Source organism: Kluyvera sp., assembly GCF_047971185.1.
Taxonomy (GTDB): domain Bacteria; phylum Pseudomonadota; class Gammaproteobacteria; order Enterobacterales; family Enterobacteriaceae; genus Kluyvera.
Window position 1 is genome coordinate 36,422 of sequence record NZ_JBKDZH010000065.1, and the last position, 13,980, is coordinate 50,401.

16 protein-coding genes are annotated in these 13,980 nt (G+C 47.6%); all 16 read right to left on the minus strand.

Translation table 11 applies throughout. From position 1 onward, the window contains the following. Window positions 1-68: 68 nt before the first annotated feature. Window positions 69-344 (minus strand): EexN family lipoprotein, encoded by a 276-nt coding sequence (locus ACK5JN_RS17810; RefSeq protein WP_416871374.1) that lies wholly within the window; start codon window positions 342-344, stop codon window positions 69-71. Window positions 345-354: 10 nt separating this feature from the next. Further along, window positions 355-1,074, minus strand: a complete 720-nt coding sequence (locus tag ACK5JN_RS17815) for a type IV secretion system protein (protein WP_416871375.1) — start codon at window positions 1,072-1,074, stop codon at window positions 355-357. A 23-nt stretch (window positions 1,075-1,097) separates the two neighbouring features. Then, complete coding sequence (locus tag ACK5JN_RS17820) at window positions 1,098-3,845, minus strand: VirB3 family type IV secretion system protein (RefSeq protein WP_416871376.1); 2,748 nt, start codon at window positions 3,843-3,845, stop codon at window positions 1,098-1,100. Between the two features lie 11 nt (window positions 3,846-3,856). Continuing rightward, entirely contained in the window at window positions 3,857-4,135 is a 279-nt protein-coding gene (locus ACK5JN_RS17825) for a TrbC/VirB2 family protein (RefSeq protein ID WP_037038866.1), read from the minus strand. Continuing rightward, window positions 4,135-4,782 (minus strand): lytic transglycosylase domain-containing protein, encoded by a 648-nt coding sequence (locus ACK5JN_RS17830; protein WP_416871377.1) that lies wholly within the window; start codon window positions 4,780-4,782, stop codon window positions 4,135-4,137. Before ACK5JN_RS17830 ends, ACK5JN_RS17825 begins: the two co-directional genes overlap by 1 nt. A gap of 77 nt (window positions 4,783-4,859) precedes the next feature. Continuing rightward, entirely contained in the window at window positions 4,860-5,081 is a 222-nt protein-coding gene (locus tag ACK5JN_RS17835; RefSeq protein ID WP_416871378.1) for a hypothetical protein, read from the minus strand. A 395-nt stretch (window positions 5,082-5,476) separates the two neighbouring features. Beyond that, a complete protein-coding gene (locus tag ACK5JN_RS17840; RefSeq protein WP_416871379.1) occupies window positions 5,477-5,686 on the minus strand; it encodes a TraR/DksA family transcriptional regulator in 210 nt (69 codons plus the stop codon). Further along, window positions 5,676-6,263, minus strand: coding sequence for a DUF2857 domain-containing protein (locus ACK5JN_RS17845; protein ID WP_117119700.1), 588 nt, complete (start codon window positions 6,261-6,263; stop codon window positions 5,676-5,678). Before ACK5JN_RS17845 ends, ACK5JN_RS17840 begins: the two co-directional genes overlap by 11 nt. Window positions 6,264-6,277: 14 nt before the next feature. Continuing rightward, on the minus strand, window positions 6,278-6,472 hold the full coding sequence (locus ACK5JN_RS17850; protein ID WP_009635172.1) for an AlpA family transcriptional regulator: 195 nt from the start codon (window positions 6,470-6,472) through the stop codon (window positions 6,278-6,280). Window positions 6,473-6,773: 301 nt separating this feature from the next. Further along, on the minus strand, window positions 6,774-7,478 hold the full coding sequence (locus ACK5JN_RS17855; protein WP_416871380.1) for a hypothetical protein: 705 nt from the start codon (window positions 7,476-7,478) through the stop codon (window positions 6,774-6,776). 164 nt (window positions 7,479-7,642) lie between these two features. After that, window positions 7,643-8,140 carry a cupin domain-containing protein gene (locus ACK5JN_RS17860; protein ID WP_117119701.1) on the minus strand — a complete coding sequence of 166 codons (498 nt, stop codon included), beginning with the start codon at window positions 8,138-8,140 and terminating at the stop codon, window positions 7,643-7,645. Window positions 8,141-8,164: 24 nt separating this feature from the next. After that, the gene (locus tag ACK5JN_RS17865; RefSeq protein WP_416871381.1) at window positions 8,165-8,923 is read right to left on the minus strand and encodes an SDR family NAD(P)-dependent oxidoreductase; all 759 of its coding nucleotides are present in this window, start codon (window positions 8,921-8,923) and stop codon (window positions 8,165-8,167) included. A 12-nt stretch (window positions 8,924-8,935) separates the two neighbouring features. Continuing rightward, window positions 8,936-10,108: an acyl-CoA dehydrogenase family protein gene (locus ACK5JN_RS17870; protein WP_416871382.1), complete on the minus strand. Its 1,173-nt coding sequence runs from the start codon at window positions 10,106-10,108 to the stop codon at window positions 8,936-8,938. A gap of 60 nt (window positions 10,109-10,168) precedes the next feature. Then, a complete protein-coding gene (locus ACK5JN_RS17875) occupies window positions 10,169-11,611 on the minus strand; it encodes an FAD-binding oxidoreductase (protein WP_416871383.1) in 1,443 nt (480 codons plus the stop codon). Window positions 11,612-11,614: 3 nt separating this feature from the next. Next, window positions 11,615-12,724 carry a GNAT family N-acetyltransferase gene (locus tag ACK5JN_RS17880; protein WP_416871384.1) on the minus strand — a complete coding sequence of 370 codons (1,110 nt, stop codon included), beginning with the start codon at window positions 12,722-12,724 and terminating at the stop codon, window positions 11,615-11,617. A 21-nt stretch (window positions 12,725-12,745) separates the two neighbouring features. Beyond that, window positions 12,746-13,930, minus strand: coding sequence for an MFS transporter (locus ACK5JN_RS17885; RefSeq protein WP_416871385.1), 1,185 nt, complete (start codon window positions 13,928-13,930; stop codon window positions 12,746-12,748). Window positions 13,931-13,980: the final 50 nt, after the last annotated feature.

The following is a 13,980-nucleotide window of genomic DNA, read 5'->3' on the forward strand; positions in this document are numbered from 1 at the left end:
CTCTCATTAGTCAGGAACAGACAGGGGATAAAAAAAGGGAAGGACCCCTGTTTTTGTTGGTGGGGATCTTACTGAGTGACGGATTTTCTTTTTTGGGCTTCCTGCTGAAACAGCGTCTCGAATTTTTCCCTGATGCCGGGTTTGCCTGTCTGGGCAAACATGAGTGCTGCCCGGTGCGCAAACTCGCAGTTGTCGCTTGCCTCGCCATCCTTGAGGCATTGCGTATAGATCTTATAGGTTTCATCGGGATGTTCTTTATACCAGGCTTCTGATTTCGTCTCTTTACAACCTGATAAAACGAGAATGCCTGACATGACGCATAAGGTTAATACGGGTTTTAACATGTTAACCTCCCTATAGAGAGTTCAGATCGGCAACGGGCGCAGTTAATTGCTGTTGCTCAAAGGCTTTCTGTTTTTGCTGTTCCAGCAGCGTTGTTCGCTGTTCAGCCTGTTTGACTGACATTTCCCACTGGCTAGTCAGCGCATTTAATTGTACGCTTTTGGCCGCGATGGCGTTAGCCAGGTCCTGCGACTCTTTCGAATCCTGCGCATTGGCAATACGGTCTGATAAATCTGATATATCGTCGAGCGTGCCCGTTATCTTGTTTTCAACCTCGGACGTATTTTCTATTGCTACAGCCTGATTCAGGATCATCTGTTTGCAGCTGTCCAGATAGCGTTGTGAAGCGCTGGAGGGGTTACAGGTATCGAACGTTTTATATTTGTTATACAATCTATTAAGTTCAGACGAATATGACCCGCTTTGGTTGCTCAGCAGGTCATCCAGTAAAATACCGTTTTGACGAAGATTTTCAATATCGGTTTTCAGACTTTTGGCCTCGCGGAGAAATGCCTGAACGTCACGCACGCCCGTTGCCGTGGCTAATTGCTGCTTGTAGGCATCAAGTTCACTTCTATAGTGGGTAACGGTTTCCTGCCACTGCTGGAGTTTCTGGATCCACTGATTCATGGATTCGGTATTCTGTACGGCGTCGAATACCGGTATTCCGGCGCTCATCGCCTGGGTGGAAATAAACAACGATAATGCCAGTATGATATCTCTGAATCGCATTTTCATTACCTCCGTCATGAATATTACAGGGCTTGTTCAAGGAAGGCGGCTTTCCAGTCCTCAGGCTGCATTCCTTCCTGATACAGGGTGTCGAACAGTTTCAGGTTGTCTTCGCTCCCGCTCAGGATTTTGGTGAGTTTCCCGAGGCCCGATAAATCCATTTTCGCCATCGCCACAAAAGGCCGGGTTTCACCTGCGCGTAATGGCGTTTTCAGGACCACCATAGAGCGCTCACCCGGATCGAGGTTTCTGACGATGTCATACACGCTTTCCGGCACTTTCATCTTTTCCACGTAATCCGCCCGGCTGGCCTTCGGGTTGACGAGAAAAATCTGCGTACTGCACTGCTCGATAATCGCCGGGGCAATAGGGTGCTTGACGATTTCGTCAGGTGACTGGGTGGCGGGGACGAAGATGCCGTTCAGCTTGCGGATCACTTTCAGCATATTGAGCGAGAAACGGGAAAATTCGACATCGGCCAGCCATTTCCAGAACTCGTCCATGAACATCACCAGCCGGCGACCGTCCAGCAGGCTGGTGACGCGGTACAGCAGATAAAAAGTGATGGGGCCGCGAACATCGTCATCATCGAGAAATTCCGTACCGTCGATACCCACGTTATCAATGTTGCTGATGTTGAAGGTGTCCTCCTCATTGTCAAATACCCAGCCGAACTCGCCGCCCTGCGCCCACTGTTTAAGGCGGATGCGCAGCCCGTTGGTGCGGGCGTCAGTGGTTGGCGGCTCCGGCAGGACTTCCAGCAGCCGGGTGATCCCGAACTTGCGGTATTCCGGCGGGTAGTCGAGCATAATGGTATCTACGGCGGCACTGATGCGCTCCTCATCGCGCGGATCGAGCGGCTTCCCGTTGCGGCCGCACAGCATGCGCACCAGTCGTTTGATAAAGCTGATATTCCGCCGGGTTGGGGCAAGCGAAAACGGGTTAAATCCGGTGGGCGTGCCGGTACGGATACGGAAGTAGCGTCCACCCATCTGACGTATCGCCATCTCCGCCGCCCGGTCCTTGTCGAAATACACGGTAGTCAGTTGCTTAAGAGGTGCTGATTCAGAGAACGTCGCCGGATTACGGTACTTCTGCATCAGTTGCTGCATCATGGTCATCAGCATCGTTTTTCCTGAGCCGGTTTTACCGATAATCGCCGTATTACCCGGCGTTTTTTCGTTGAAGTCATCCCGCCCGCTCTGGCTGTCGTGCAGGTTCAGGCAATACCCGCCACCGCCAGGGGATTTGAGGATGGCGATGGCATCGCCCCAGGGATTGCCGTTTCGTTTATGAGGATGAAAATTGTGCAGGCTCGCCAGGTCGGCAAAGTTCTGGCTGCTGACGGCCACCAGACGGGGGCGCAGCGTATAGATACCCGGCAGTTGCGCCAGGTACGCAGCGGGCAGCGACAGCGTGGACAGCGTCGTCATGATGCCGAGGTCGGCGAAGGGCTGCGCCAGCGCGTTGGTGTCCTTGACCACCTGGTCGGCGCTGTCTGAAGATACCAGCAGGGAAAAGTGGTATTTTCCGCAGGAGACATGCCCGGACTGGAGCAGGTCACGCAACACAATCAGCTCTTCGCGCTGCGAAATGGCGTCGTCATCCGCCGAAGTCAGGCGCTTTTCCGCCAGACGAATATGCTTCTGCGCCTCATCGCGGGCCATGCAGGTGAAGGACTGCGTCAGCACATACTCGCTTTCGGCATACAACAGCGCGTCCAGCAGGCCGGTCGCGGTTTCAGGCGAGTAATCTTTGATTTCCAGACTGCGAAAAAAGCGGGAGCCGCCGACCGTCTGGCACTCGGCAGTGTCGGCGGTAAAAAAGACATCCGGCGTGCTTAACGTTTCATAAAACGGTGCACGCGTGACCGTCACCTTTTGCCACTGGCCGGTGAGCAGCCGATGATACAAGGACAGCTGGGCGGAATACACCCGCCGGTTTTCTTCATACATCCCCAGCGGCGTCGCCGTATAGCGGGACAGCGCCGAAGCCAGCGCCTCCCGGTGTTCCAGCATCACTTTCAGGGCATCATCCAGCGCCGCTTTGCGTTTACCGGACGGTTGGGCCTTCATGGCCTTTTTGTCCAGCGGAGAGAAGGGCGCGTAGCAGAGGGAGAAAAACAGCCGGTGCCGCCAGAACGGTTTTTCGCTGGTCGGCTGGTAATACAGCCGGGTCACTTCATCAGAAAAGGGAATACCTGAATTCGCGTCAAAGGCATCGTGGTACTTTTCCCGGATACGGTGAAGATAAAAGGTAACCGGCAGGCCTTCATACGCACGAATCACGTTATTGAGATGTGTCGCCATTAAGGTCAGGTGATGTTCGTCCTCGCATTCAAAAACGGTGCCCTCCAGCTCCCAGCTGGCAACCAAATCACCCTGGCGGTTTCTGATGACGTGTGGGTGAATATGGGAGGAATACGGAATGTATTTCTCCAGCGTAACGCGCTCGTTTAACTTCATCTTTTCAATAAACTCCGAGACGTCGACGGCGTCATAGCGGTTTGCCAGCAGGGCATTGGCACCAAAAAGTTTATTGGTGCCAAAACGGCCACGGGTTTTAAAGGCCAGCCAGAGCAGGCCGAAATAGTGAATATCGGTTCTGGCCTTTGCCTTCATCTCCAGCCAGGCGGGAATAAGCAGTAATATCAGGTAATAGCTGACATAGACCGCCAGCAGGACGATGGCCCCGCTGACAGTCACGAATGGCACGAGGGGAATGCCGGCTATGGCGGCAGGCCGCGTCAGCGCTTTGTTCAGCGTAGCCATCGTTGCCTCCCTTATGACGCCCAGTAGGCACCGAAACCTGACGCACCGACGATAAGGATGGCGCCAATGATGACGTTGCGCATGTCATGGAGGCTCTTGCCGTCAAACAAGACTTTGTATCCCACCCACATGGTGGCCAGCGTGATGGTGACGGCGGCCAGCCCGAGCAGGCCTGTGGAAGTGTTGCTCAGCGTCTCATTGGCTTTATTAAACCCGCTGTCTGCCGCCAGCACCGGGCTTGCCATTAACAAGGAAGAGAGGACGGGCCAGTCAGTCTGTTTTCGTTTCATCATTGTTCCTCCTGGGGGCCGGGAATGGGTAACGCGCCGCGTATCACGGCGTTGGGGTAGCGCAGGGATGTCAGAACTGGCGTGGCGTTATCGGTAAGCTCGCCACGGATGAAGGCGGTGGGGTAATGGATTGCCGGCAGGGTCTTTTCGGTGAGAGGTCGCTGCCGGTCTTCCCGCGTTGACGGCACGGCGTAGCCGATGCGCTGGATGTAGCTGGTCTGGTTAAACGCAGATTCCGGCTGTTGGCCGGTCGTGAAATTTCCTGAGTAGTAGCAACTGAGCGCACGCTTGAGGGAACCGCCGCGGTGGTAGCAGTCGGTGAGGATGTGCTCAAACACGGACAGGTTGGTACAGGGGTCAAGAAGGTCACTGGCGGTCACGCCGTAATGACGGAAATTGGTGCTGGTGATTTGCATCAGCCCGACCGAATAGCGTCGGCCCTGTGCTGCCAGCCGTCCGGTGAGGCTGATGGCCTCATCCCTGCTCGTGGGAAAATGTGAAATCACGCCTTTGCCACCGGGCAGAATTTCAGCGATGGCATACGGATTCAAACCGGATTCGACCCGCGCCACATCAAGCGCCGTTGACGGGTGAATGCTGGGGGCGCACTGTATAGCCGCCGCCAGAAATACGGTGGTGGAAAGCATGGTGGCCTCGGAACGGTAAACCGGGCAACGCGTACCGCCATCAGACGGCACAGGGCCGGGAAAAGGGGGAAGGGCGGTTAAATAGGCTGAGTAGCCTGTGTCGCGTCGCCGTCATCCCTGGGCTCAAGGAGCACCAGCTTTCCGGAAACGGCAATGCCGGGTGTCAGTACCACGTTCAGTCCGGGTTTACCGTGATGGGCAAAAGCCACGCCGACTTTTGTCCACCAGGTATTTTTTTCACTCTGTGAGTCGGGCTGACTTTCATGGGTGACAAATACGTGATAAATGGGTTTTCGCATGACGCCTCCTCTAATAAAAACAACAATGAGTTAAATGAATGTCACATCCCAATTCTGCATTCCGGTTTTAACGGGTCAGCGAGAACATTCAGCGGCACCCTGAATTGTGGTTTCGTGACAGCCCGAACCTTATTTTTAAAGAGCAATGCCCGATCTGGGGAAATTAACGACCATTCGGGCAACCATTCTTTAATGACGTTTTCAGGATCAGATATCCGGGGCGGCATATACACAATAAATTCAAAGTTAAAATGAGAGAGATAAATTAGTGGTGGAGGGGGTGAGCTCTGCGAGAAATAAAAGTAAGTGAAATATATAATAAAGACGACTGTGGATTGATAGTTAATGATAGAGACATGCAGGGGAAATATTCCTGCATGTCTCTGTGACCATTATTAACGTATTCGACGTTCAAGTTTTTCCTGGCATTCTGTGCAGGTGGTTATGCCCGGGAGTGCCTGCCGTCGCTTTTCAGGAATGGGCTTACCACATAGACGACAATGGAAAAATGATGGCGTAGACCCTGGCTTAAAACGACTCTGTTCAATCATCTCCTCCAGTCGTTGCTCATTAAATTCCTGATCGCGGTCGATCTCATCCGGCATGTGCGGCCCTCCGGTCTGACGCCTCCCGCTCGCAAAGTGCGATACGCTTCCAGACGATGGTCAGTGACAATCCTTCGACTTTCACCAGCAGGGTTTGCGTTACCTGCATCATGGCGTCCAGCGCATCGGTTGATTCCAGACTGGCCACCCGGCATTGTTGCCATTGCCGCCAGATGGCCGCATCCGTATCTTCGTCCGGCTCTGGCGTCCGGCCATAAGGTACACGGACGCCCAGTAACCGGCGGCGAAGGCAAACTTCGTTGGAGGTGAGGCCAAAATACTTGTTGAGTAGCGCAATTGACCCACCCAGCCGGATGGCGTGGTTGATACGCTGTTGCTGCAGAACCTCCTCACGGGATTTCGCCAGAAGCAGGCGTAACGCGTCGTGATGAACCGTCACAGCCAAAAATGGTGCAGACTCACGACTGAGGATAAACAGCTCGTCTAGTGACAATTGGTTGAGGGCATTCATTTCGTCGAAAGTGAATCCTAGCGATTCACAGTGACGAATGTTGCCATCCTTCAATGCATGCAGGGCATCGGTTAAAACGGCGTAATTAAGTGACGGAATAATCATGGTGTTTTCTCCCTTCAGCCTATTGAGCGGCGCACTAATTTAATATTGATCCATTCGTCAATTTCCGATTCGAGCCAGGCGACACTGGCTGGGCCAATCTTGATTGAGCGAGGGAAGGTGCCGTCTTTCATATACAGATAGATTTGAGAGCGCTTCAGGCCCGTTTTTTCTTCAACCTGTTTCAGACGTAATAACTGATGAGATGTCACGGTATTCTCCTGTGGCAGATGTAGCGCTAGCCGGGAGATAACACGACAACACAAAGACGTGGTGCGGAGAAAGTTGATGAACCCGTATTACGGAAAATCCAATCCTTAATACGGGTTTTCATAGCGAAGGGCATCATCTTACTTTTGTGTTGGTAGGGAAGGGGGCGAACCGCGCTCAAGCGCAGTTTTGAGCGTGTCGCCACTGAATCGATCGGTAATGCCTTCCTCTGATGCCCATTGCTCAAAAATGGATAGCAACTTGTAAGGCTTTCCTATCAACGGGCTGATAGTTTCATTATTTCTACAGGCAAGCCAAAATAGTCTTGATAGAGGGGATGATATGCGTGTGGAAGAATCCGAGGGTGATTTTTTTTCCAGCCAGCCTGTTGAATAGTTTATTTAACTCAGTTTTCCTGATAACAAAACATGCATCCTTCGGTAAGTTATAAATAGGTAAATAGGCATCATTAAAGCTTAAATCTATGCTGTTTAATGATATTCCATTGCGTAATGAAATTCTATTGTGAACTAGAAAGGTTTCCCCTGATAAGGAAACAGTGATGCCATAGTTATTGTTCCCTCTAAGTACAGGTGATGGTATTTTTAGATTGTGAGCAAGTAGGCATTGTATGAGGAAATATTCATATCCAAAAAGATTTGTATCAATGACGCCATGATCAGTGTGAAAATATTTACCTTCGGTGCTGAAAGTTAAGTTACTCTCGCTAAAAAAATCGATTTCATCCAATTTAATTTTGTCGTCCGGTAAGTTATTATCTTTAGGCTTTAGCTTTAATTTATGGTTATAGGATTTTATTTTCCTCAAGGAAATTGGAGACTGAAAGTATATCGAAAGGAGGATTTTTCCCTGCAGAGCATATCGATAGATATCACTTTCTAGTATTTTTCTAATGCCCTTTTTCTTTGATGCTTTAACTGCTTCTTTGATAGTTAACCAGTCTGAGTTTACATTTTTATTCTTAAAAAAAGCGAGTCTGTCTGACATAACATATCTCCTTTTACATATCCGTGCTGATAAATGTAATACCCTCTCATAAGATGAATAAAGAATAACGATTGATGAAAGGTTAGATGGTTTTTTAAGTAACACCCGTTCAGATTTATTTTTAATATAAAACTGCCGCAAAGACTTCGCGGCATTTTGGTTTCTTACAAATTTGGATTAACATCGGGGTTTTCAAAGTCTGGAACAAAAGAAAGGTATTTCCCACCAATCTTAATAGCCCGTCTGTTTGCTTCGGCATCATGAATATGTAGTGGTGGTATAACGCCCTGTTTTGCTACGATTCCTGTTTCCCTAAAGAACCCTTCGAATCCAGCAGGAGAGAACATCAGTAATATCTTGATAGGTTTAATACTGTTGTTTCTAAATTGATGATAAATCCCCTTGGGAACATAAACAAAATCGCCTGGATTGGCATGGAAAATAATTTCTCCGGCTCTTACTGTTAATTGTCCATCTAGTACATAAAAAATCTCATCAGCGTCTTCATGAAGATGCCAGATTGGCCCCCCACCTGGACCCACAAAACCCTGGATAATAGAAATGTTCCCCCCGGTATTTTCTTTATCCAGCTTTATAGTATAAGTGTCGTTATTTAACCAGAGCGGAACGCCTTCATTGTCTCTAATAATAAATGGCTGCATGATCTATACCTCAGAAATAATAATTTAAAGAGAGTGGCCACCATCGATAACTATTCGTGAACCCACTAAGTAGTCAGACTGGCCTGAGCAGGACCAAATAATGGCTTCAGCGATCTCTTTAACATCGCCAATACGCCCAATGGGGATCAAATCGCGCCATCTTTTGTCACGGTCTGCCGCCGATTCGCCGGGAAGTTGGGTCATTTCGGTGGCCAATGGGCCAGGGTTTATTGAGAAAACCCGCACGCCGTGCGTGATAGCCTCTTTTGCCGAGACTCGGGTCAAAGCATCGACGGCAGCCTTTGAAGCGGTGTAGGCCGCCGTGCCCGGAATATTCAGCCCGATAGACATATTTGATGAAATATTAACGATAGTCCCGGCCCGGTTTTCTTTCATCGACTGAAGTTCGCGCTTCAGACTTTCAAACAAACCAATGACATTAGTAGTGAATACGTGATTAAAGTCTTCACTGGGGGTTTCATCGACAAAACCAAAAGAAAATACTCCGGCGTTATTAACGGCAATATCAAGAGTGCCGACTTTATTTTTTATTCCATCAAACAGGTTATCTATTGATTGATTATTATTTACGTCGAAAGGAATAACCCATGATTTGCCAAGAGTCTCGGAGATCGCTTGTGCCGTTTCTTCGAGTTTCTGTGTATTTCGACCTGCAAGAATAACGGTTCCGCCAAGTCGTGAAAATGCCAAGGCTATTTCTCTGCCAAGTCCACTGCCTGCGCCGGTTACAAGAATTTTCTTTTGCGAAAAAATACCACTCATCGGTTCTCTTCCTTATATAAAGTAATCTTCGACTTTGCCACCAAGGAGAATATCGCCGCACACCTGCAGGACTTTTTCCTGCGCGACAGCGTGCTGGCAAATGGTGTTGATATCACGTAATGCGCGGTCAAAAGGTGTTTCATGGGTGTAGATAGAACCCCCACCCTGTAGGTCATACAAGCTTGAAACGATGGTTCGTGCGGTTTGAAAGGCATTTCTTCGACTCAAAGCTGACTGCACGCGCCAATGAGTAATATCGTCATGAGCAGCATCGGCTTCGAGCGCCTCCCATAATGTACTTACGCTGGTGAGCACGGCGTTTCTGGTGATAAATAACTGATTCTCTGCGTTAGCCACCGCCGTCTGTACGCGCTTTGAGTTTCGCCATTTCACATCATTGATTCTGTCTGTGCGGTCGTCGGCGACGTCGTAGATATAGTCCAGACAGGCTCTCGCAAGCCCCAGCGGGATACCGGCCATTTTGCGTAAAATTGCATCCGGCGTTTTGTGCAGTGGCCCTTGACGTTTTGGCGCCGAGAAATTGAACGCGTGCTGTTCGGGAATGAACAATTCTTGCGTTGAGTAGTCCTGACTGCCGCTTCCCCGCAGGCCGGTGGTGAACCAGGTATCGGAAAAAAGGTAGTCGGCAGGACGCGCCAGCATGACTCGCCAAAGGGGCTTGCAGTTATCATCCAGTATAAGATTGCCGTTACGGTAGAGGAAGCAACCTGCCGAGATGACATCGCCATGAGGCGATCCGCTGGCAAAACGCCATTTGCCAGTGACGATGTAGCCGCCATCAACTATCTCGGCTTTTCCCTGCGGGTGTATCCAACCCGCCACGGCCAGATTGGCGTGTGGAAAGATCTCTTTGGCGCTTTTTTCTTCCAAGAAACCTGAATAAATACCTGAGTCACAACCGATCATGGCGCACCAGGCGGTAGCAGTATCGCCCCGGGCGAGTTCTTCCAGCACAAGGATTTGCTCAATCGACGTCAGTCCGGCACCGCCCCATGATTGCGGGAAACACATTCCAAATATCCCAATGCCACGTAGCCTTTCAATAATATTGAGTGGTATCCTGCGATGCTCTTCTATTTCACGAGCGGAGTTACGCAATTTTCCGCGTAAATCTCTTAGATTAACCAATATATTGCTAAATGAATTTGCTTCATGAGTTATCATGGATATGCCTCAATAAATGAACCTATATAATTAAATCTTAAAAGTACATATGGGTTATTATTAATAACTATATCGCCCTGATGCGAAAATTCCCTTTGGATCTAACGTTTTTTGCAAACTTCTGATGATTTCACCTTCACGAAGCGTTCTGGCATTACGACTATTAGTGAGAGGATGTTCGACGTCCAAACGATAAGGATAAAAACCTGAGGCACTAAATTTTTCATGAAGAAGTTTCAGAGCCTGATGAGCTTTTTTTATTTCCTCTTCCTCGCGCTCAAAACGAATGGATACGACGAGATCAATAATCTGATCACTCAGTGTATTAATTGTGGCGCCGCAGCGCACGCCAGTAGACTCGAAGATATCGTCAAAATGTAGATAAGCCTGTTTAATGGCCTGACCGCTAAAAGGAAGCAGAGGCAAGAAAAATATCCAGCCTTTGCCTTCGGTATCTATTTCAGTCGGTGTAGTACCGAGCGTCTTCTCCAGAAGGATATCATGATATTTAGTATCCCCTTGATAGGCAGCGGCTACTAAATTGGCGACGATATCATCCTGATAAGGATTCGTAGAGCTGTCGCTCCAGACCAAAGAGATGAATTTCTCACCAGCTTTTACAAACTCGGTTTCTAGCGCGATGGAAAGTGCCGAAACCACTGAGGCTGCTCCAGAAATGGGCAGGTGAACGAGAAATTCGCCCTTATTTGCACCATACGTCAGTGTTGAGGTTTCATCATAAATCTTAAGTACTCCGTGAATTAACCCTTGTGCTGACCAGTGCTGGAAAGTATTGATAGCGTACTCTAAGTTTTCGGGGGAAAAGGAAATATAGGCGACGCGAGATTTTTCTGGTCGATTAAGTAGTCGTACAACGCCACCGGTTATAATTCCGAGATTCGATTGGGTGAAAAATTGTACCAGTGAAGGGCCAATCCCATGGGAGTATAGTGCACTTTGTTTTCCCTGTTCCGGCCACCAACCCACTCGGTGTAATGTTCCGTTGGCGAGAACAATCTCTAGGCCGAGAAGATCTTCTGTACGTTGGTGCCTCAACCCCACGCCCCGGTCAAGAGCATTACCTAAAAAACTCGTTTCTGCAGATGAGGCTGTGACATTAATAAAACGATTAGTGTTAAGTAATTTTCGCGATAATGTTCCCTGCGTCACACCTGGCTCAATGACAGCGTAACCCTCTGCGATATTAATCTCGCGAATTTTATTTAGTCCGTTGAGCTTTAACTGCACAGTGTTATCTGATGGAGATTTTGTTGAACCTAACCCCCAATTGTATCCAGTTGAGTAGGGATAAAGCGCTGTTTCTCCATCATATTGATCTGCCAGCTTAACAATGCGAATTACTTGTTCGATACTGGAAACATCCACCCGACCAGAAACAGATGGGGAAGTATATTCGCCAACATCATTCGGTGTATTTGCATAGGCGACGACGTTTCTATGATCTAAATGCTCTTCAAGAAGTGAGATAAAACTTTCGCTCATTTTTCAATCCCCTATTTTGCGATAGCTAACGTTCGGGTTAAGAAAAAAATAGTGCATTTCATTACTGTATGAACCATCGTGGTTTTTTAATCTCCCCGGACGCACACCCTCAAATTCAAACCCTCCCTTTTGCGCGACTCTTTCTGACGCGATATTGCCTTCTTTGACACCAAGTTCTAAACGGACATAGCCCGCTTCGTTAAAGGCCCATTTTTTCAGAAGATTCAGTGCCCTTACGGCATAGCCCAAACCACGATATTCCGGCAATATCCCGTAACCAACATCACCTACATGAGGTGGTACAACATTGCGGATAACAATTTTTCCTACAGCATTACCAGTTGAGCATTCTATAATAGTTAGTAATATATTAGGGCCTACGGCTGAATTAAGCCCGCAACGCCTAATTTTTTGTTTTATTTCATCAAGTGATGCTGTTTCGAATAAACCCCACTTCGATGATTCAGGATTTGATTGCTCTAACCATATACATAATGCGTCTTTTGGTTCAGCTAAACGTAGTGCAATTTTTTCATCGCGATAAATATTACTATCCACTGCAGGGAATAATAGGCTTTTTCCCGTATTAGTTTGATCCTTCAATAATGAAAATACTGCAAATTCCTCTAGCTCTGAATTTGACTTAAATTTTTGTAAAATACCTGCAAAAGTGTACCCGCTCAATATGAGGCTATTAATGATTTTATGATGATCAATTAAAATGCGAGTCTCAACTCTCAGTGTCTTATATTTTTCAAATAAAAGAATTGAAAGTTTACGAAATAGTCCGGTTTTTATTTTTTCTCCTAGCGGCGTATGGATGTTAATGTCCAGAATTATGCTGCTATTATCATTTTCTGATGGCCGCAGGAAAATGTCTCCTATATGCTCCGGCTTGCATTTTCGTATAACAAATATTTTATGTGTGAATGATTTTTTATTAGGCGTGTCATCTGATAGCCTTGCCTCGCAGCTTTGGTCGATAATTTTATCACTCTCGCTGTGGTAAATTATTGGGATCCCATGCTTGTATTTTTTTTCGGTAAATAAATGCGATTCCGGAATAGTTTGAATGTTACTTTCATAGCCTAATGAATTAGTTTCACTGTTCATGGTCTATTCCTATTGGTAAAGTCAGATATTTGCCTGAGGATTGACAGCAGGCGTATCGTAACGGTTGTTTCTCAAAACAGGGAGTAAGGTGACAATCGCCAATCCAGCTAGAAAAATGCCGATGAGAGTTGGTGCACGGTAGCCATAACCTTGGTCGATGGCATAGCCACCGGCCCATGAACCAATTACTACTCCAAGACAGATTACGGAGGTATGCATAGTGTTAATTAATGAAGTATTAGGTGCTGCTTTAAACACGCGTGAGGACATGGCAGGAGTGAGGGTAATACCAGTAAGTCCTAAAATCATTACAGATACCAGCACTAATATTTTATTATCGTAGAAGGTATAAAGCCCACAAAGTGCAAGTACCAGCACGACACTACCGGTGAAAACAACTTTAATCGGAGATTTATCTGCTAGCCTACCCACCAGAAAGTTACCAACTACAGTGAATGCACCGTAAGCAAAAAGAATAGCTGGGATATATGGAGTATCGAAGCCGACAGTGTTTTCAAAATAGGGAACGAAGTAACTGAATGTAGCGAATGTTGCAGCAATAATAAAGAAGCTTGTAATAAACGCGCCCCATATTGAACTGTTTACAATAGAGCTGAATTCAGCTTTAATGCTGCCCTTAACCTCCGCCTGAAATTTAGGAACAATCAGTATAATACCTATTCCAGCTAAAGCTGTAAGGACAATAATTAATGCGAAGGAAACTCTCCAGCCATAATACTGATCAAGTATTGCTGATAGTGGCAGTCCCGCCACCGTCGCTATCATCATCCCGCCCAATACGATGGAGGCTGCAACGCCGAAGCGTTCAGGTGGAACCATTTTTGCCGCTGTCAACAGCGCAAAACCGAAGAAAGCTGCCGAAGATAATCCGGTCGCAAACCTCGCTACTGCTAATAGATCATAAGTTGCAGAAACGGTTGCGACGACTTGGGCGACAAGAAATATACCGGTAATAGTCAATAATGCTGCTTTATTGCTGAGTTTAACTAAAAACGTCGCAAGGAAAGGGCCGCCGAAAACCATACCTAAGGAATAAATGGTTATTAAGTATCCAACTTTAGGAATGGAAACTCCTAGATCAGATGACATGGATGTAATTAATCCAGCAACCATGTATTCAGATGTTGTCATGGCAAAAAGGGTAAAACCTAAAACGTATATTGCCGCTGGGAGTGTCTTGTTCATAAAAATGCTCGATGTGATTAACAGTAATGAACTAATACCCCCTTCCATAA